This window comes from Sorangium sp. So ce128, from assembly GCF_051525245.1.
GTDB classification, from domain to species: Bacteria; Myxococcota_A; Polyangia; order Polyangiales; family Polyangiaceae; genus Sorangium; species Sorangium cellulosum_B.
Window position 1 is genome coordinate 12,951,362 of record NZ_CP150313.1, and the last position, 18,723, is coordinate 12,970,084.

The following is an 18,723-nucleotide window of genomic DNA, read 5'->3' on the forward strand; positions in this document are numbered from 1 at the left end:
TCCCGGCGCGCGCGCGCTCCGGTTCCCCGCGACCGCCGCGTCGCGCCCGGGCGCCTGCGCTCTCCCGGGCGCACGCCGCCGTCGACCCCCGTCCCGCGCCCGGCGTACACTCGTCACCATGACGACGCGCGCGCCGGCAGGATACGAGGCAGATCAACGGCGAGACGACCTGTCCGCGTACGCGCGGTACCTGTCCGCGATGGACGCGTCGATGCGCCAGAAGGTCGCGCTCACGGCAGCGCACCTCCTGTGCGAGGGCCGCGTCGCCGACATGGGCATGGGCTCGGGGCAGGGCAGCGCCGCGCTGGCCCAGCTCTACCCGCGCCTCGAGGTGATCGGCGTCGACATCGATCCGACGGTCGTCGAGCTCGCGCGCCGCGCTCATCAGCAGCCGAACCTGGGCTTTCAGCTGGGCGACATCGCCACGACGGTATTCCCGCCCGAGAGCCTCGACGGCGTCTTCGACTCATCGGTGCTCCACCACGTCACCTCCTACGGCGGTTACCGCCACGCGAACGCCGCGGAAGCGCTGGCGGCGCAGGTGGAGCAGCTCTCGCCGGGCGGGGTGCTCGTGGTGAGGGACTTCGTCGATCCCGGGCCGGAGGCGGTGTTTCTGGACGTGCCCGCCGAGGACGGCGACGACGGCCGCGATCCCCGCAGCGCCTCGACGGCGGCGCTGCTCGAGCGGTTCGCGGGCGAGTTTCGCTCGCTCTCGCCGGAGCCGGGGTTCCCGCTGGCGCGCGCCCCGCGCGAGCCCTCCGGCGCGCTCCCCGCGCCGCGCCCGGGGTGGCGCCGGTACCGGCTCGCCCACAAGCATGCTGTCGAGTTCGTGTTGAGGAAGGATTACCGCGCTGACTGGGAAGCCGAGGTCAAGGAGGAGTATACCTATTTCTCTCAAGCGCAGTTCGAGGCGCTCTTTGCCCGGCTCGGCCTGCGCGTGCTGTCGTCGACGCCGCTGCGCAACCCCTGGATCGTGCGGAACCGATTCGTCGGTCGCTTCGAGCTCCGGGACACCACGGGCGCCTGCCTGCCTTATCCGCCCACCAACTACCTGATCGTCGGAGAGAAGGTGAAGGCCGGTCAAGGGGTCGCGTTCCGGCTCGCGCCCGCGGAGGGCGCCCGGCAGTTCTTGCGGATCGAGCACCACCAGGATCGGGCGACAGGGCAGGTGTTCGACCTGGCGGCGCGGCCGCACCCCACGCTGGACATCGTGCCGTTCTTCTTCGCGGGGGAGACGGCGTATGTGCTGGCGCGGACCAGCTATCCGCGGCCGATCGCGCGCGCCTGCCGCGAGGAGACGCCTCCCCTCGACGGCAGCGGGCCGGCGGACTATCTGGCCGAGCCGATCGCGGTCGTGCAGACCGAGTTCCCGGTCGGGCACACGGTCGAGCATGCGCTGGAGCGGGCGGCCGGGGTGCGGGCGGCGGCGATCCTGCGCATGATCCCGGGCACGACGTACTACCCGTCGCCGGGCGGCATCCTCGAAGAGGTGCGCTCGATGCTGGTGGAGGTCGAGCCCACGTATGTGAACGCGCCCTCGGAGAACGTGTCGGGGTTCGGCACCTCGGGGCGCATCCGCGCCATCGAGGCGCGCCAGCTCCTCCGCGCCGCGCAGGTCGGCGGCCTGCCCGACGCGCGGCTCGAGCTGAACGTCTACGACCTCCTGGCGCGCTTCGGCCTGCCGTTCGGGCCGTGGATCGGCGACGAGATCCCGCTCGCGGCGGCCGGCGCGGGCGCTGCAGGCGTCCCTGGCGGTGCCGGCGCCGGCGACGACGCCGACGACGGCGGCGTGGCCGCCGTGCAGCCGACGTCGCTCGCCGCGCTGCTCGGGCGCCCGAGCCGCCGGAGGTTCTCGCGGGTGGACCCGAGCGCCAGCGCGGGGTTCCTCGAGGTACGGCGGGCGCGCTTCGAGGAGCTGACCGCAGACGGCGACGTCGTGGCCGCGCGGGAGCTGGAGTACGTGGTGCCTCGGCCGCTCGGGGTGCTCACGGTCTCGACGGCGCTGCTCGCGCGGGCGCCGTCGGGGGAGGTCGTGCTCGGCGTGGACGACCACGATCTGCCGGCCGCCCAGAGCTTCTCGGGCGACAGCGGCATCCTGGTCGCGCCGGCGTGGCGGCTGCCGCGGAGCGTGAGCGCGCTTTCGGCCGCCGAGGCGTTCGTGCGCGAGCGGCTGCAGGCCGAGTACGGCGTTCGGGTGGGGGCGGCCGTCGAGCTCGGCGGGGCCTACCGCCCTTCGGCAGGGCTGACCCCGGAGCTGGTCCAGCCGCTCGCCTTCGTGGTCACCGCGGCGCCTGCCTCGGCCGGCGCGCCCGCCTCGGCTGCCGCCGTGCCCGACCTCGCGCCTGGGTCCGATGCCGCTCGGCGGCTCTCGTGGGTGCCGCTGATCGAGCTCGTCGCGGGGCGAGAGCGCCTGCCGGACGGCCACCTCCGCGTCGCGGCCCTGCGCGCGGCGCACGCGCTCGGCCTGGCGATCGCGCCGCAACACCCGCGGTGACCCGCGGCGGGCTCACCTGAGCGCTTCCTCGAACATGTTCGTGTTGCCGGTCTGGTACGACATCTCGAACCTGACCTTGGAGATCTTCCAGCCGCCGGCGTGCCTGGCGAGCTCATAGCGGTAGTGGCCCGCGACCAGCCAGTCCTCGCCGCCCGGCGCGCGCGCGAACCGATGGTGGGCGCGGACATGGCACTCCACGGAGGCGTGCTCTCCTTTCACCTCGATATCGAGGGGGCCGAGGAAATGTTGTGATGCGTCGATCGCGTCGTGAAACTTGCTCCAGCCCGCGAGCAGATCGTCCGTCTTCTGCTCCTGCGGCTCGCCCCCGAAGACCGACGTGAAGTCGGCCACCACGACGTCGGCATAGAGGCCGCGGAGCTCGGTCCAGCGCCGCTTATCGATGTGGTGGGCGATCCGGACAACGACATTCTGGATCGCCTGCACGTCATTCAACTCTCGCGTCATGGTCGTCCTTTTTTCGCGTGGAGCAGGAGGCGCCGTGCTCCGTGGTGAGCTCTCTCGATCCGTTCCTTGTCGGAGGAGAGATGCGGTTAGCATGGACGTAAAAAGGCGAGAAGGGCCCCGCCCTCTCGCCCTCTGGGGTTCGACATCGTCCGAGGGAGGCTGTCGACCCGGAGCGGCGCGGCGCGGCGCGGCGTTGGGCGCGCGCGCGCGCCCGCGCCGCCGGGGTGAGCCCATGAAGCCCAGCGAGCTGCGGTGTCGATGACGCGCTGGTGGCCCACTGATGCTTGGACCCCGCAACCGCGCTCGGCGGACGGCGGTTTCGAGGCCTCAGCGGCGCCGCCGGCGCGCGCGAACATGCCGTTTCTGCGCGCGCCGCATGCGCGCGCGAGGAGATCCGGGCCTCCGCGGCGGCTGGCACGCCGGGCGCTTACCGCGCCGCACATCGCCGGTTCGCCGGCCGCTCCCCGCGGCGCACAGCGGGGCGGAAGACCCCATGGAACTCATGAGCAATTCCCTGAAGATCCCAATGGCCGGCGCCGCGCCGACGGACCTCGCGAGCCGGAGCAGGAGGCTCGGGTGGAGCGCGCGCGCCGATGCCGGGAGGGCCCGGTCGTTCGTCGCCCTGCGCGGGCGCATGCTCGCGAGCCCGAGCCTGGCCGGGGCGCTCCAGTTCATGCAGGTGACGACCCGCCCCTGGGAGCCGCATGAGCTCAGGGCGTGGCTCGGCGAGCACGTGATCGCTCCGGGGTGGATGAGGCCCCCGCGCGCGGTGCGCGAGCCGGGCGCGGAGACCGTGGCGCTCGGCGAGCTGGACGAGCGGCCCGAGGCGGTCGCGGCGCTCACCGCGCGCGCGCGCCGGCGCGTGGGGAGCGCGCTGCTCGACTTCGTTGCACCGGACCCCGAGGGGAAGTTTCTCCGTGCAGCGCTGTACAGCGCGCGCGTCCGCTGGACCGTGGTGGGCGACCGATCAGGCTGGCTGCCGGCGCCGTGCGAGAGCGACTTCCTGAGCGACGTCGTGCTCAGCCTCTTCGCCGCGGCGATCCTCTCGGGCCCGGACATCTATCAGCGCCACATGACCGTCTGCTCGCACTGCGGGCGCGTCGCGTTTGCCCAGGAGGCGCGGCCGTCCACCGCGGCCTGCCCGCGCTGCGACGGCGAGGTCCGGTGGCGCGTTCCCCTGGCCGGAGCGGGCCGGCGCCGCGGCGGCGGTGGGACCGGCGAAGAGCGCGCATGAGCGGCGCCCGCGGCGCCTCGCCGGCGGGTGGTTCTGGTGTAAGATATTGGAATTATTATGGTTTATGGCTCATGGCAGCGCGACGTACGCGATTGCCTGGTCCCTCAACCACGTGCGTTGCCGGCGCACGAAGGTGCGTGTGGCGCGCACGATCGCCGGCGCGAGCTCGTCGGCCGGCAGGCGCCCTTCCAGGTGCTCCCGCACCTGCCGGTAGCCGACGGAGCCCATCGCCCGCGCGTCGCCGTAGCCCCGGGAGAGGAGCGAGCGGACCTCGTCCACCCAGCCCTGCTCGAGCCACCCGGCGACGCGGGCCTCGATGCGGCGGTCGAGCTCGGCGCGGTCCCGGTGCACCGCGAGCAGGCGCGCGGCGTGCCGGCGCTCCCGGAAGCCGTGCTCCGCGTGCCACGCGCTCTGCGTCCGGCCCGAGCGCTCGTAGATCTCCAGCGCCCGGCTGACCCGCACGAGGTCGTTGGGCGCGAGGCGGGCCGCGCTCTCCGGATCCACGGCGGCGAGGCGCGCGTGGAGCGCGGCGCGCCCCTCGGCGTCGGCGATCGCGCGGTGGCGCGCGCGCACCTCGGGATCGGCGGGCGGCGCGGGCGACAGGCCGAGCACGAGCGCCTTCACCCAGAGGAACGTGCCGCCGCAGACGACGGGGACCCGGCCGCGGCCGCGGATGTCGTCGATCGCCGCCTCCGCGAGCTCCGCGAAGCGCTGGGCGTCGATCGCCTGGAGCGGATCGACCGCGTCGACCAGGTGGTGCGGCGCGCGCGCCCGCTCGGCGGGCGTCGGCTTCCCGGAGCCGAGGTCGAACTCCCGGTAGATCTGCACGCTGTCGGCGCTCACCACCTCGCCGCCGAACCGCTCCGCGATCCGGATGGCGAGCTCGGTCTTGCCGCTCGCGGTCGGGCCGACCACGACGAGCAGCTCACCCGGCGCCGGCGGCGCGATCGTCTCCCACGACGGCGGCGCGGCCGCGCCGGCGTCCGGGGCGAGGTCGAGCGCCGCCTCGCTCACCGCCTCCCCACGCGGTGCTCCAGCTCCGGCCAGCCGACGCGCATCACGATGGGCCGACCGTGCGGGCAGTGGCCGGCGAAGTCGACCTCGTCGAGCGCCGTGAGCAGCGCCCGCGCCTCCTCCGGCGCCACCGGGTCGCCCGCGCGCAGCGAGCCGTGGCAGGCCATCGTCGCCAGCGCGAGGTCCACCGCGCCCGAGAAGGCGCGCTCGCCCGAGTGGCTGAGCTCGTCCACGAGGTCGCGCACGAGGCGCTCGGGCGCCGCGCGGCGGAGCAGCGTCGGCACCGCGTGCACCGCGAGCTGCGCCGCGCCCGCCGGGCGCACGTCGAGCCCGAGCCGCGCGATCGCCTCCTGCGCCTCCTCGACGAGCGACACCTCCGCGGGGGCCGCCTGGACGATCACCGGGAAGAGCAGCTTCTGCGTCGCGACGTCGCGCCCGTCGTACGACGCGCGCAGGCGGTGGAACGTCACGCGCTCCGCCGCCGCGTGCTGATCGAGGAAGTAGATGCCGTCCGGCCCCTCGCACACGAAGAAGGTGTTGCGCACCTGGGCGAGGAAGCGCAGCGACCCCCAGGCGACCACGCGCTCGGCCGCGGCGAGCACCGGCGCACCGCGCGCCGGTAGATCCGGGTAGGGGACGGGCGGCGACCCCGGCGCGGGCACCGGCGGCTCGCCCGGCCCGCCGCGCGCCGGGAAATCGAGCGCAGCGATGTCGGCCCACGCCCCGAGCTGCGCCGGCGCTGCCGGCCCGGCTGGCGCAGCGTGAGGACGTGCCGGCGGGACCCCGCCGAGGTCGCCGCCGAGGCCCCATGGATCGCCCGGCGGCGCCTGCGGCTCGCCCGATGCGCCCGCCGTGGGCGTCGACGCGCCCGCCGCGGGCGCCTCCGCCGCGGGGCCGCTCGACCAGACCCAGGCGTCTCCGGGCGGGGACGCCGCGTCCTCGAAGAGCTTGCCCTTGCGGCCCTGGAAGCCGCCGGGGGCCGGCGCGGGCAGGCCGAACGCCGCGGCCACCTGCGCGGCGACGATCTTGTAGAGCGCGTCGGCGACGGCGCGGCCGTCGGCGAAGCGGACCTCGGCCTTCTGGGGGTGGACGTTCACGTCCACGAGATCGGCGGGCAGATCGATGAACACCGCGCCGATGGGGTACCGGCCCGGCTCGAGGACGCTGCCGTAGGCGAGCGCGATCGAGCGCGCCAGCGAGCGATCGCGCACGTGTCGGCCGTTCACGAACATCCACAGCCAGCTGGCGCCCGAGCGGGCGCGCTCCGGCCGCGACACGAACGCCTCGACCGTGAGCGGCCCGCGCTGGCCAGCGCACGTCGCGAGCTCCTCGCCCGCGAGCATCGCGCGCGCCCGCTCCGCGCGGCTCGAGGTGCGCAGCCACTCCCGCGCGACGCGCCCGTCGCGCGAGAGGATCAGCGTCACGCCCGGCTCGCCGAGCGCGACCGCCTGCGCGATCTCGGACACGTGCGCCGACTCGGTGCCGACGGCGCGCAGGAACTTGCGCCGCGCGGGGACGTTGAAGAAGAGATCGCGCACCTCGACCACGGTGCCGGCGGCGCACCCGCAGGGGATGGCCTGCGCCGCGCCGCCGCCCTCGATCCGGATCTCCGTCCCCTCGGACTCGCCGTCGCGCCGCGTCCGCAGCGAGAAGCGGCTCACCGAGGCGATGCTCGGGAGCGCCTCGCCGCGGAAGCCGAAGCTCTGGATGCTGCGGAGGTCGTCGAGCCGGGCGATCTTGCTCGTGGCGTGGCGGAGCACCGCGAGGGAGGCGTCCTCGCGGCTCATCCCGCGCCCGTCGTCCGCGACGCGCACCAGGCCGACCCCGCCCCCCTCGATGTCGACGCGGATGCGGCGCGCGCCCGCGTCGAGCGCGTTCTCGACGAGCTCCTTCACCACGCTCGCCGGCCGCTCGACCACCTCGCCCGCCGCGATCTGGTTGGCGAGGTCGTCCGGGAGGATGGCGACTTTCCGCTCCTCGGCCTGCGTGAGCGTCGATCGAGGATCCGCGCCGGCGATCCTCTCCGCGGAGCTCATGGCTCGTCGCCGGGGTCGACCGTCCGGGCGATCGCCTGGAAGTACATCTTGGTGCGCTCCCGCGTCAGCGCCACCGCGGCGGAGCCGAGGACGGCCAGCTCGAAGATCACGAAGCGCACCCGCTCGGCGGTCCACCAGAGGCCGGTGTTCGTGAGGCCCGCGCGCTCGGGGATGTCCGGCGGAAGGAGCGCCCCCGCCTGCGCCACCATGTCGATCCAGGCGCCGCGGACGCCCCGCGTGAGCGCGTACTCGACCGCGGCGAAGGCCAGGTTGGCGACGAGGACCTGGAGGACGAAGCCGCGCGTGCCGGGCCGCCCGCCGAGCGCCAGCCCGCTCGCGACGACGAGCAGCCCGCCGAGGAGCAGCTTCCCGATGCTGAGGGGGAAGGAGACGTCCTGGTACAGGCTCAGCGCGCGCGCCTGCGCGGCCTCGAGCACGAGGAACGTGAACTGGAACGGATCCCCCTGGTCGCGCGCTTGCTCGGCCACGGCCATGACGTCGGGGGCCATGCCGGCGCGCAGGTACATGGCCGTCCCGCACCCGGCCATGAAGCCGCGCACGCCGATGAGCCAGGTGAGCAGCATGGTGGCCACCAGGTACCAGGGGCGCAGCGAGCGCGGGCGCGGAGGGCGGTGCGAGTCCACGTGGAGGAGGCTGGCGTGTAGCACGTTCTCCGATCTCGCGCGCTCTCTTCCTTACCTGCGGATCGCGGAGCGGGTAGCCTCCGGATCGCGAAGCGCCCGCGCGCCTGCGCGCCGGCACAGGTGGCGCGGTGCGGCGGGGCTGTACTAGAACTTCGAGGACGAGGTCCGGGTGGCGAAGAGCAAGAGCGAGCCGCGAACGAAGCGAACGAAGGGGACCGGAGCGCCCCAGCCCGACGGGGTGGCGAAGGCGGGGCCCGAGGCCGGAGCGGACGATGAAGGCGCGGACGTCCGGCCCGACTCGGACGCGGCCCCCCGGCCTGCCGCAAAGCGCCGCGCGCGCTCCACCGCGAAGGACGGCGGGCGCGCGGGCGGCGAGGCGCAGCCCGCGGCGAGCGACGACGAGGGCGCGCGCGAGGATGACGACGAGGCGGACGGCGCGCCCGAGAGCGGCGCCGCGAGGGCGGGCGACGTCGACGAGGGCGATGTCGTGGAGGTCGTCGGCGAGGTGATCGACGACGCGAGCGTCGATCTGAACGACATCGAGCTGCCGCGCTCCGCGCGGGCCAGCGGCGGCGAGGGTCGCGGCGGCGGCGACGCCGCGCTGTCGCGCACGGACCCGCTGCAGGCTTACCTGCGCGAGGTGCAGCGCCACGCGCTGCTCACGCCGGACGAGGAGAAGGAGCTGACGATCAGGTACACGAAGACGCAGGACGTCGCGACCGCCGCGCGGCTCGTGACGGCGAACCTGCGGCTCGTGGTCAAGCTCGCGTACGAGTACCGGCGCGCCTACAAGAACATCATGGACCTCATCCAGGAGGGGAACATCGGCCTGATGCAGGCCGTGAAGCGCTACGACCCGTACCGCGGCGTGAAGCTCTCCTCCTACGCGGCCTGGTGGATCCGCGCGTACATCCTCCGCTTCATCCTCAACAACTGGCGCCTCGTGAAGCTCGGCACGACGCAGGCGCAGCGGAAGCTCTTCTTCAACCTCAACAAGGAGAAGGCGAAGCTCTCGGCGATGGGCATCGAGCCCACGGCGGCGGAGATCGCGAAGCGCCTGTCGGTCGAGGAGAAGGAGGTCGTCGACATGGACCGCCGCCTCGCGAGCGGCGAGGCCTCGCTCGACGCCCCGGTCGGCGACCTCGAGGGCCGGACGATCCCGCGCGTCGAGCTGCTCGTGTCGTCGGGGGCGAGCCCGGACACCGCGTACGAGGCGAGCGAGATGGGCAGGCTCGTCCACGATCGGCTCTCGAAGTTCCGCGAGACGCTGAAGGGCAAGGACGTGATCATCTTCGACAAGCGCATGGCCGCCGAGGATCCGCTCACGCTCCAGGAGCTCGGCAACGAGTTCGGCATCTCGCGCGAGCGCGTGCGCCAGCTCGAGGCGCGGCTCCAGTCCAAGCTGCGGACGTACCTCCAGGAGGAGCTCGGCGACGCCGTCGAGATGGACTAGGCCGTGCCGAGCGGCGGCGAGCAGGGCGGGTCGAGCGATCGCGGGTGCCTCTACGTCGTGGCGACGCCGATCGGCAACCTCGGCGACATCACGCTGCGCGCGGTCGAGACGCTGCGCGGGGCGGACCGGATCCTCGCGGAGGACACGCGGCGGGCCCGGGCGCTCCTCGGCCACCTCGGCGTCTCGGGCAAGCCGGTCGACCGGTTCGACGCGCACGCCTCGGAGGCGGACGCGGCGCGCGCGGCCGCGCGGCTCGCGGCGGGCGAGTCGATCGCCTTCATGACCGACGCCGGCACGCCCGTCGTGAGCGATCCGGGGACGGCGCTCGTGCGCGCGGCCACGGAGGCGGGGGCGCGCGTCGTGGCGATCCCCGGGCCGAGCGCGGTGATGGTGGCGGTGTGCGCGTCGGGGCTCGTGACGGGGGGCTTCCGCTTCGTCGGGTTCCTGCCCCGCGGCGGGCGCGAGCGGCGCGAGGCGCTGGCCCTCGTCACGTCGACGCCGGAGGCGGTGGTGCTGTTCGAGTCGCCGCGGCGCTTCCGCGAGACGCTCGCCGACCTCGCCGAGCGGATGCCCGGGCGGCGCGCCGTCGTCGCGCGCGAGCTGACGAAGGTGCACGAGGAGATCCTGAGCGGCAGCGTGGAGGAGCTCGCGGCGATCGAGCGGGAGTGGCTCGGGGAGATCACGCTCGTGCTCGCGCCCGCGGCGCCGGCCGCGGAGGGCGCGCGCCCGAGCGACGAGGAGCTCGACGCGCGCATCGATCGGGAGCTCGCCCAGGGGAGGCGGGCCAAGCACATCGCCGAGGAGCTGTCGGTGGAGCTCGGGCTACCGCGGCGCGAGATCTACACGCGGGCGGTGGCGCGGCGGGGGGAGCCGCGCGGGTAGGGCGCTCACGTGTGCCGGCCCTGCCCTCGCGCCTTCAGCTCGTCGACCGCGTGCTTCACCTCCTGGGCCCGATCGCGCGGCACGATGAGCAGCGCGTCGTCGGTCTCGACCACCACGAGGCCCTCCACGCCGACGAGCGCGATCACCCGGCGATCGTCGGGCGCGGCGCGCGCGCGAAGATCGACCACGTGGTTGCCGTGCGCGTCGATCAGCACCGACCCCGCGGGCGCGCTGTTGCCTCGTTCGTCCTTGTCGGCGAGCTCCCAGGCGCTCTGCCAGCTGCCCACGTCGCTCCAGCCGAAGTCGCCGGGCACCACGGCGAGCCCGGCGACGTGCTCCATCACGCCGTGATCGATGCTGACGGCCGGCAGGCTCGGGAACACCCGCAGGACGGCCTCCGCCTCGGCGCCCGGGCCCAGCGCGGCGGCGCGGTCGATCTCGTCGAGCCCCGCGGCGAGCGCCGGCAGGTGGGCGCGGATCGCGGCCAGCATGTCGCCCGCGCGAAAGATGAACATCCCCGCGTTCCAGAGGAAGCGGCCGCTCGCCACGAACTCCGCGGCGCGCTCGCGGCTCGGCTTCTCGACGAAGCGTCGCACGCGGCGGGGCTCCGCGGGCGCCGCGCCCTCCGCCCCGGCGGCCTCGTCCACCTCGACGTAGCCGAAGCCCGTCTCCGGGTGCGTCGGGCGGACGCCGATCGTCGTGATCGCGCCGCCCTGGGCCGAGGCGACGGCGGCCCCCAGCGCCTCGAGGAACCGCGGCACGTCGGCGATGTGGTGGTCGCTCGGGAGCACGACGACGACCGCCTCGGGGTCGTCGCGCGCGACGGTGGCGGCCGCCCAGCCGATGCACGGCGCGGTGTTGCGCGGCGCTGGCTCGACCAGCAGGCGCCGCTCGGACACCTCGGGCAGCGCCGCGCGGGTAGGCGCGACCAGGTGCTGGCCGGTCGCGATCCAGACGCGCTCCCAGCCCGCGCGCCCGCCGCGGGCGCACAGCGGGAGCACGCGGCGCGCCGTCGCGGCGAGGAGCGGCTCGCCGCCGAGCAGCGGCAAGAGCTGCTTCGGGCGCGCGGCGCGCGACGCCGGCCAGAAGCGGGCGCCCGCGCCGCCGGCGAGGATCAGGACATGGATGGAGGGGTCGGTCGGGGTCATCGGCGCTTCTCCGCGGTTGGACGTGCGGTCTGGACGACGAAGAGGGTCGCACGGTTGCGGTGCGGCCGCCGAGGGTCGCTCAGGCGAGGCCGGGCAGCGCGCGCGCGTAGGCCACCATCGCGAGGCCGAGGGGGACGACCCATAACGAGAGCGCGCCGACGCGCCGCCGCTCGGCGAGGGCGCGGAGCGCGGAGGCCGCCGCGGCCGCGCTCACGAAGGCGGCGAGGAGGCCGAGCGCCACGGCGCCCGCCCCTGGCGCCGGGCCGTGGAACGCGCGCGCCTCGGCGAGCGCAGAGACGAGCAGCGCGGGGAGGCTCAGCGCGAGCGCGAGCTCGACGGCGCGCGCGGGCCGGACGCCGAGCCAGAGCAGCACGACGAGCGCCGCCCCGACCCGCGACGCGCCAGGCAGCGCCGCGACCCCGTGCGCCGCGCCGGCCGCGAGCGCCCCGGCGATCGACGGCGCGTCGGTCTCGTCGCGGCCGTCCCGCCGCGGCGCGAGCGCGGTGCTGGCGAGCGCCGCGCCGGTGGCGAGCAGGCCGAGCCCCACCGCGAGCGGCGCGTCCCGCCACGGCGCGACGTACGGACCGAGCGCCGCCGCGACGATCAGGCTCACGGCGGCGCCCAGCGCGAGCCCCGCCGCGTCGCGCGCCGGCGGCGACGCCCTGAAGAGCGACGGCGTCGTGAGCGCCCGGGCGCCCTCGCCGAGCGCGTGGAGGAGCCGCTGCCGCACGGCGAGCGCGAGCGCCGCCGCCGCCGCGAGCGCCTGCGCGGCGATGACCCAGGCGTCGCCGTCGTCCGCGCGGAGCCAGAGCCGGGCCGCCGCGCCATGCCCGGTCGCCGAGATGGGCAGCGCCTGCGCCGCCCCCTGCACGGCCGCGAGCAGCGTCACGTCAACGAGACCCACGCTCGAGCGATATCCCAGCCCCGCGCGTCCTGTCGATCCCGAGCAGCAGCGCCGACGAGGCCGGGTCTGCTGGCTTGCCGCGGTTCAGCTTTTCACCTACATAACCACCCCTGGATCCGATCCCTCTCGCCTGAAACGAGGGGGGCGAGCCGAGCGAGGTTCCGCCCGATGTTGATGGCCTACGCCAGCGTTGCCGCGTTCTTCCTGGTGGCGATCGGCTTCATGCTCGGCTCTCTGCTGTTCGGGAAGCTGCTGCGCCCCAACAACATGTACGCCGAGAAGATCGAGACGTACGAGTGCGGGGAAGCGCCTGTCGGGCCCGCGTGGTTCAACTTCAACCCGCGTTTTTACATCATCGCGCTCGTCTACATCATCTTCGACGTCGAGATAGCGTTCATCTACCCGGTCGCGGCCGTGTTCAAGCGCTGGGTGGACCAGGGCAACGGGCTCTTCGCGCTGATCGAGATCTTCCTCTTCGTGGCCATCCTGATGCTCGGCTTCGCCTACGTCTGGGCGAAGGGCGATTTCAACTGGATCCGCTCCATCAAGGGGGATCCGCGCGGGGCTCAGAACGTGAGCGGCCGGGGCCAGCCGCGCGCACCGCACGCGCCGCTCGCGGGCGCTAGCGAAGGCGCGCCGGCGGGCCTCCCGGGTCAGGCGGCGGTCGCCGAGGGAGGTGCGGAGTCATGACATCGAACCTGAACCTGATGGCCCCGCCCCGCGGGTGGGAAGCGAAGTACGAGAGCGACGGCGGCGGCGTCATCACGACGAGCGTCGATCAGACCGTCAACTGGCTGCTCAACTGGGGCCGGTCGAACAGCGTCTGGTACATGCTCTTCGGCCTGGCCTGCTGCGCCATCGAGCTCATGCAGACCGGCGGCCCCCGCGGCGATCTCGAGCGCTTCGGGGCCGCGCCGCGGCCGAGCCCCCGGTCGAGCGACCTGTTCATCATCGCGGGGACGCTGACCTACAAGATGGCGACCCGCGTGAAGCGCCTCTATGACCAGATGTCGGAGCCGCGCTTCGTCATCTCGATGGGCAGCTGCTCGAACTGCGGGGGCCTCTTCCAGTACGCCTACTCGGTCTGCAAGGGCGTGGATCAGATCATCCCGGTCGACGTCTACGTGCCCGGCTGCCCCCCGCGCCCCGAGGCGCTGCTCGAAGGGCTCCTCAAGATCCAGGAGAAGATCAAGAGCGAGCGGGCCCTCGGCCGCCGCGGCGCGACGGGCGGCTGAGCCCTCTCCTCTCGACACCTCCCGGATCTCCCATGTCACCCGAAGCTATCTTCCAGGCGCTCCAGGCGAAGCTCGGCGAAGACGCGGTCTTCGACTTCCACCCCGTGTCCCCGAAGGATCGCGACGCCTGGCTAAAGGTCGAGCCCGCGAAGATCGAGCCCGTGTGCCGGCTCCTGCGCGAGGCGCCGGAGCTCGATTTCGATTACCTGGAGTGCATCACCGGGGTCGACTATCCCGATCTCGAGAAGATCGTCGTCGTCTATCACATCTACTCGTACGCGAAGAAGCACCGGGTCGTCCTCAAGGTGTTCCTCGACCGGGAGAGCCCGGCGGTGTCGACGCTCGTCGACGTGTGGTCGGCGGCGAACTGGCAGGAGCGGGAGTGCTTCGACCTGCTCGGCGTGCGCTTCGAGGGGCACCCGGATCTCCGCCGCCTGCTGCTGCCCGACGACTGGGAGGGGCACCCCCTGCGCAAGGACTGGCAGGAGAAGGCCGAGTACCACGGCATCCCGACGCAGCGGCCGAACCCCGTCGAGCTCTTCAAGATCAAGCTCCCGAAGAAGGACGCGGAGGCGTCATGAGCCAGGTCATCTTCAGCGTCGACCGCGGGGGCGCGCAGCCGGGCGCCGAGATGGAAGACGAGATGACCCTCAACATGGGGCCTCATCACCCGTCGACCCACGGCGTGCTCCGCTTCGTCATCTCGACGGACGGCGAGATCATCCGGAAGGCGGTGCCGGACGTCGGCTACCTGCACCGAAGCATCGAGAAGATCGGCGAGCGCTGCACGTACAGCGGCTTCATGCCGTACACGGATCGCGTCGACTACATCGCTGCGATGTTCGCCAACGAGGCATGGGCGAGCGCCTGCGAGAAGCTGATGGGCATCGAGGTGCCGAAGCGGGCGCAGTACCTCCGCGTCATCTCCTGCGAGCTCAACCGGATCGGGAGCCACATGATCGCGCTCGGCGCGATGGCGATGGACGTCGGCGCGGTCACGCCCTTCCCGTGGGCGCTGCGAGAGCGGGAGTACATCAACGACTTCATCGAGGAGCTGTGCGGCGCGCGGCTCACCTTCAATTACCACCGCATCGGCGGCGTGTCGTTCGACATGCCGAAGGGGTGGGCCGACAAGGTGAGGCACTGGCTCGACCGCTTCGAGCCGATCATGGTCGAGTTCGACCGGCTCATCAGCCTGAACGACATCTTCATCAAGCGCCTCGCCAACGTCGCCGTGGTCACGGCCGAGGAGGCGAAGGACTGGGGGCTCGTCGGCCCCAACCTGCGCGGGTCCGGCGTGAAATGGGATCTCCGCAAGGAGGACGCCTATTCGGTCTACCCCGAGCTCGAGTTCGACGTCCCCGTGGGCCGCGGGCGCTACGGGACCGTGGGAGACTGCTGGGACCGGTTCTACGTCCGTGTCGAGGAGTGCCGCGAGTCGGCGAAGATCCTCCGCCAGGCGCTCGACAAGATCGACGAGCACCCCGAGGACGACATCCTGGGCAAGCTGCCGAAGAAGATGCGGCCCGACGGGGAGGCGTACGCTCGCATCGAGAGCGCCCGCGGCGACATGGGCTGTTACGTCATCGGGCGTGGCGCGGAGGAGGCGTACCGGGCGCGCTTCCGGACAGGGAGCTTCACCGCGATGGCGATGATCGAGGCCAAGAGCCCCGGGCTGTTCCTGGCCGACCTCGTGGCGCTCATCGCGAGCTTCGACGTCGTGGCGCCCGAGATCGACCGGTAGAGCACCGATCACGCCGCGAGAACCCGAGAGAAATCGACAGGGAGACCGGGAGGCGGAGGGATAGAGAAAGAGAGCGCTCCCCTCGCGCGGGCGCTGTCATTCGTGCGCGTAGCGGAAGTCCGGGAACCGACACTCGCCGTCGACGCACGCCCACGCGCCGGCATCGCTGGGCAGGTACAGGGGGCAGTCCGCGGGGGTGGAGCACTCGATGGGTGTGCCAGTGCAATAGGGCAGCTCCACGCGGCGCGACGCGGACTCGTTGCATAGGAGGCCGGCGCCGCACGGATCGAACGTCGGCTCGACGATCGTGCACAGCTTCGCGCACGACGCGGTGCACTCGCCATCAGAGCAATAGGCCTCCTTCGGCGTGCAGCGCCCGACCTCCTCGGCTGCCGGCGACTGTAGGCACTCGCGGTGCGTCGTGCATGAATTGGAGCTGCACGAGCAGAGCCCCGTCCCGAGCGCGGCGACCGCCGCGAACGTCACGAGGCGCGGGAACCAGGTGCGCAGATGCTTGCTTACCATGAGACGTCCTCGCGATCGTTGTGCATGCTTGTTTTCGTGGATCGGATCGTCCAGCCATCGCCGTCCTCTGCAGTGAAGACCCGCAGATCGAAGCCATCGTAATGGACGAAGCGCACTCGCGTGGGCGCTGGTCGATCCGCGATGAGCCTCACCCCGCTCGTGCGGGGCAGCGTCGGCCGCGAATAGCTGGGAGGCGCGGGCGCGCCGCGCCAGTTGAACTCGATCTTGGCCTGGCTGAGCACCTCGACACGCTCGCCGCAGCCGACGATGCGCGCGAGCTCGAAGACGCCATCGTCACCGCACCGCTCGACCGCGCCGAGCACGGGCTCCAGGCCGTCCCCGCCATGGACCACTGCGAACGTCGTCACGTCGCACGAGAGCGGGAGTTGCTCGGCGACGAACGAGCCGCCCGCGCGGCGGAGCGCGTGAACACGGCGCGGAGCGTCCCCTGCCTCCGGCGGGTACAGGCCGACGCCGAGCGCGAAGAGTTCGCATCCGTCCGGCACGAAGCTCGTAAGATGGTCGTACCCGATGTGCGGCTTGAGGGCCCCGATGAGCTCCTGAGGAACGTCGATGCGCGCCTCGATGGACGAGGCTGCTGCGGCCGCGCTCGCAGGCGTGAGCGCAAGCATGGTAAGAAACTCGCCTCGCTGGAACGCTACCTCGATACCTCCGGCGTCGAGGGGCGCGGTCGCCGCGAGGATATCGGAGGCATGCAGCGAGCTCATGTACGGCATGAGGAAGGAGAGGTCGATACGCTCCCAGGCGCCCCGGAAGCGGGCAACCGCGATCGCCCCCTCGTTGGACGAGACGATCGCGGGGCGTTCCTCTCCCGGTATCGGGATCGCATAGAGGTAGGGGTTCGGCGGCAGCGCGGGAAGCACATCCTCCCACGCTGCCGGACCGAACCCCCCTCCTTGCTGCCCGAGCGCGATCCAGTTTCCGCACGCGGGGTCCAGGATCAGCACGTCGTCGAGGCCGTCCGCGTTCACGTCATGGGAGGCAAGCGCCACCGGAAATCGCTTGCACCCTCCCTGATCCGGGGCGGACAGGGCGGTGATGGCCGGGCCAGGCTCTAGCGTGACGATCTCGACGGTCTGCAGCCCGTGCACCGCCGTCACGAAGGCCGCTTTCCGCGCAGGCAGCCACGCCAGGTCGACGCTCCGATGGATGAGCGGTCCGCCACCGCTCACCTCAACGTCGTGCCCGGTCGACGCACACCCTCCCGCGCCGAGACACAGCGCTGCGACGAGCCTCGCCGAGCCGTAATGCCGCGATCTTCGCCCACGCACGTGAACCATCTGTAACCCTTTATCTCCTCACATCGCCGGCCGTATCCGGATTCGCCCGCTCCGTATAGTCCTGCGCGGCAGCGCCTGCATCCTCGACCGAGTAGCCGATGTGCCGCCGCCGGGACAGGACTTGCTGGCCGTCCGAGATGGATTCTATCGAGAAGGCGAACACGTAGCGCGGCTCGATTGTACCCTCGCTGTTGTCCGGCATCACATACATCGGCTCCTCCCAGTGCACGCGGGCGGTCGGCCACTCCTGCATGAACCGCGCCTTGATCGTCTCGGTGTCCACCCTCCGCGTCAGCATCCTGGACTGCCCGAGCGGGATCTCGCCGGCGGGCGAAAACTCGGAGGCGATCTCCGCTCCGCCCGCGCGAATGGCGGAGAGCCGCCCGCTTCGGTGGACAGAGATGCTGAGGCCCGCATTGACGAACTCGGTGCCGTTGATCCTCCGGACCGAGCGAAACGTGTACTCAACGACCTCCGGGATCGCGCGCTCCGTCGCGGGTGCAGACCCGCTCAGGGTGCGGGAGAGCTTCGCCGAGTCCGGCTCGTACATCCGCGCGTCGACCAGCCCTTCGCCGACGAGCCGGTCGAACGCGGCCAGGAAGATGTCGCGTGCTGCGGCTTCTCCGATGTCCGCTCCCGACAGATCTGCTCGCAGACCGATATGGGAGACGCGCAGGTCGTCGAAGCGGGAGTCGAACCGGACGACCAGGTCCGGATCCACCTTGTGCGGACGCACCGTCCAGGGTCTGTTCGTCTGCCCCTGGGGCATGGCCTCGAGGACGTCGTCCACCTCCACGGCCTTGCGGTCGAGGACGAGCTTCGCGAGACGGGCCGCGCGCGAGGCCACCTCGATCTCGGAGCGCTTCGGCCATCGCGCCTCAAAGGTGGCAAGGTGCTCGGTCGAGAGCGCCGCATCACCACGCCCGAGCGTGCTTTCCTCCGCCGGTCCCGACGCATCGCTGGAGCACCCGGCGAGCGCTGCAATCACCATGCTTACCCCGACAATCGCCGAGCGTTTCATCAGCAACCTCCATTATCACGAAGCGTATAGCAATACCAGAACGAGGGTATCCCTTGCCCGCACGTCGGGCCTCCGGGCATCGGCGTCCAAACCGACATCGCGGCCCCGAGGAAGCTGAAGTTATGCTTGCTCGAGCAGTTCGATGAGTTGGTCCCGTGCGTCACGACTATCGGCGAATTGTCTCCGGTGAACCACCCAGGCCTGTCCTCAGTCTCGTCGAGCCAGGCGGTCGTGTTGTCCAGGGCGTCCGTTAGGTCGTAGAAGTTCGCTGGCTGATCGTCGCCCACGGAGGGGGAGTTGTGGTAACCGAACTGCTGGTTCACCCACTGGAAGTTCGCATGGCCTACCAGGCTGTCCTCGGCGAGCGTGCAGCTCGTGACGTACATGGCGTAGCCGGAGGATGCGCCCGCCATGGACCCGAGACGCATGTTGGGCTCGAAGCTGATCGTGCAACGGCCATTATGCGGGAACCCCCACTGGAGGAGGCCCTTATTCCCATGGCCTGCGTAGACCGTGAGCGAGTGCAGGTCCGAGGTGGCGGCGTCCAGCCCGCCGGACCCGAATGTCGTCGAGCACTGCTCGATGAAGTCATGCGGCCAAGCGAGACTGTTCGTGAAGGTCAT

The 18,723-nt window shown here is 72.3% G+C and carries 18 protein-coding genes; 8 read left to right on the forward strand and 10 right to left on the reverse strand.

Annotated features, from left to right (window positions below; all coding sequences use genetic code 11):
* Nucleotides 1-118: 118 nt before the first annotated feature.
* Nucleotides 119-2,494, forward strand: a complete 2,376-nt coding sequence (locus WME82_RS49150) for a methyltransferase domain-containing protein (RefSeq protein ID WP_438040962.1) — start codon at nt 119-121, stop codon at nt 2,492-2,494.
* A 12-nt stretch (nt 2,495-2,506) separates the two neighbouring features.
* On the opposite strand, the gene WME82_RS49155 is transcribed toward WME82_RS49150, so the two are convergent.
* Nucleotides 2,507-2,959, reverse strand: a complete 453-nt coding sequence (locus tag WME82_RS49155; RefSeq protein WP_437743299.1) for a nuclear transport factor 2 family protein — start codon at nt 2,957-2,959, stop codon at nt 2,507-2,509.
* Between the two features lie 502 nt (nt 2,960-3,461).
* On the opposite strand from WME82_RS49155, the gene WME82_RS49160 reads away from it, so the two are divergent.
* Nucleotides 3,462-4,193 carry a hypothetical protein gene (locus WME82_RS49160; RefSeq protein WP_437856827.1) on the forward strand — a complete coding sequence of 244 codons (732 nt, stop codon included), beginning with the start codon at nt 3,462-3,464 and terminating at the stop codon, nt 4,191-4,193.
* 69 nt (nt 4,194-4,262) lie between these two features.
* On the opposite strand, the gene miaA is transcribed toward WME82_RS49160, so the two are convergent.
* The 3 genes from miaA to WME82_RS49175 all read right to left on the reverse strand — a co-directional run bounded on the left by miaA (nt 4,263) and on the right by WME82_RS49175 (nt 7,911).
* Entirely contained in the window at nt 4,263-5,141 is an 879-nt protein-coding gene (miaA, locus tag WME82_RS49165) for a tRNA (adenosine(37)-N6)-dimethylallyltransferase MiaA (RefSeq protein WP_438045013.1), read from the reverse strand.
* A gap of 62 nt (nt 5,142-5,203) precedes the next feature.
* Nucleotides 5,204-7,243 (reverse strand): DNA mismatch repair endonuclease MutL, encoded by a 2,040-nt coding sequence (gene mutL / locus WME82_RS49170; protein WP_438040963.1) that lies wholly within the window; start codon nt 7,241-7,243, stop codon nt 5,204-5,206.
* Complete coding sequence (locus WME82_RS49175; protein ID WP_437856841.1) at nt 7,240-7,911, reverse strand: hypothetical protein; 672 nt, start codon at nt 7,909-7,911, stop codon at nt 7,240-7,242. Before WME82_RS49175 ends, mutL begins: the two co-directional genes overlap by 4 nt.
* Before the next feature lie 145 nt (nt 7,912-8,056).
* Between WME82_RS49175 and WME82_RS49180 the strand changes: the two genes are divergently transcribed.
* Together WME82_RS49180 and rsmI are read left to right on the forward strand one after the other, a co-directional pair.
* Entirely contained in the window at nt 8,057-9,340 is a 1,284-nt protein-coding gene (locus tag WME82_RS49180) for an RNA polymerase factor sigma-32 (RefSeq protein ID WP_438040964.1), read from the forward strand.
* Between the two features lie 3 nt (nt 9,341-9,343).
* Complete coding sequence (gene rsmI / locus WME82_RS49185) at nt 9,344-10,222, forward strand: 16S rRNA (cytidine(1402)-2'-O)-methyltransferase (RefSeq protein ID WP_438040965.1); 879 nt, start codon at nt 9,344-9,346, stop codon at nt 10,220-10,222.
* Between the two features lie 5 nt (nt 10,223-10,227).
* Here rsmI and WME82_RS49190 read toward each other — a convergent pair whose 3' ends face one another.
* Entirely contained in the window at nt 10,228-11,370 is a 1,143-nt protein-coding gene (locus tag WME82_RS49190) for a mannose-1-phosphate guanylyltransferase (protein ID WP_438040966.1), read from the reverse strand.
* Nucleotides 11,371-11,449: 79 nt separating this feature from the next.
* Nucleotides 11,450-12,274: an undecaprenyl-diphosphate phosphatase gene (locus tag WME82_RS49195; RefSeq protein ID WP_438040967.1), complete on the reverse strand. Its 825-nt coding sequence runs from the start codon at nt 12,272-12,274 to the stop codon at nt 11,450-11,452.
* Nucleotides 12,275-12,442: 168 nt separating this feature from the next.
* Here WME82_RS49195 and WME82_RS49200 point away from each other — a divergent pair, with 168 nt between their 5' ends.
* From WME82_RS49200 to WME82_RS49215, 4 genes are read left to right on the forward strand one after another with little or no spacing between them, the layout of a single operon-like run.
* A complete protein-coding gene (locus tag WME82_RS49200) occupies nt 12,443-12,964 on the forward strand; it encodes an NADH-quinone oxidoreductase subunit A (protein WP_438040968.1) in 522 nt (173 codons plus the stop codon).
* On the forward strand, nt 12,961-13,509 hold the full coding sequence (gene nuoB, locus WME82_RS49205) for an NADH-quinone oxidoreductase subunit NuoB (RefSeq protein ID WP_012241670.1): 549 nt from the start codon (nt 12,961-12,963) through the stop codon (nt 13,507-13,509). Before WME82_RS49200 ends, nuoB begins: the two co-directional genes overlap by 4 nt.
* Nucleotides 13,510-13,541: 32 nt before the next feature.
* Nucleotides 13,542-14,090 (forward strand): NADH-quinone oxidoreductase subunit C, encoded by a 549-nt coding sequence (locus WME82_RS49210; RefSeq protein ID WP_438040969.1) that lies wholly within the window; start codon nt 13,542-13,544, stop codon nt 14,088-14,090.
* Nucleotides 14,087-15,253 (forward strand): NADH-quinone oxidoreductase subunit D, encoded by a 1,167-nt coding sequence (locus WME82_RS49215; RefSeq protein ID WP_438040970.1) that lies wholly within the window; start codon nt 14,087-14,089, stop codon nt 15,251-15,253. The genes WME82_RS49210 and WME82_RS49215 overlap by 4 nt, the downstream gene beginning before the upstream one ends.
* A gap of 96 nt (nt 15,254-15,349) precedes the next feature.
* On the opposite strand, the gene WME82_RS49220 is transcribed toward WME82_RS49215, so the two are convergent.
* From WME82_RS49220 to WME82_RS49235, 4 genes are all read right to left on the reverse strand, one after another.
* Entirely contained in the window at nt 15,350-15,778 is a 429-nt protein-coding gene (locus tag WME82_RS49220) for a hypothetical protein (RefSeq protein ID WP_438040971.1), read from the reverse strand.
* Complete coding sequence (locus tag WME82_RS49225) at nt 15,772-16,971, reverse strand: hypothetical protein (protein WP_438040972.1); 1,200 nt, start codon at nt 16,969-16,971, stop codon at nt 15,772-15,774. The genes WME82_RS49220 and WME82_RS49225 overlap by 7 nt, the downstream gene beginning before the upstream one ends.
* 118 nt (nt 16,972-17,089) lie before the next feature.
* Entirely contained in the window at nt 17,090-18,100 is a 1,011-nt protein-coding gene (locus WME82_RS49230; protein WP_438040973.1) for a hypothetical protein, read from the reverse strand.
* Complete coding sequence (locus tag WME82_RS49235; protein WP_438040974.1) at nt 18,100-18,723, reverse strand: hypothetical protein; 624 nt, start codon at nt 18,721-18,723, stop codon at nt 18,100-18,102. The genes WME82_RS49230 and WME82_RS49235 overlap by 1 nt, the downstream gene beginning before the upstream one ends.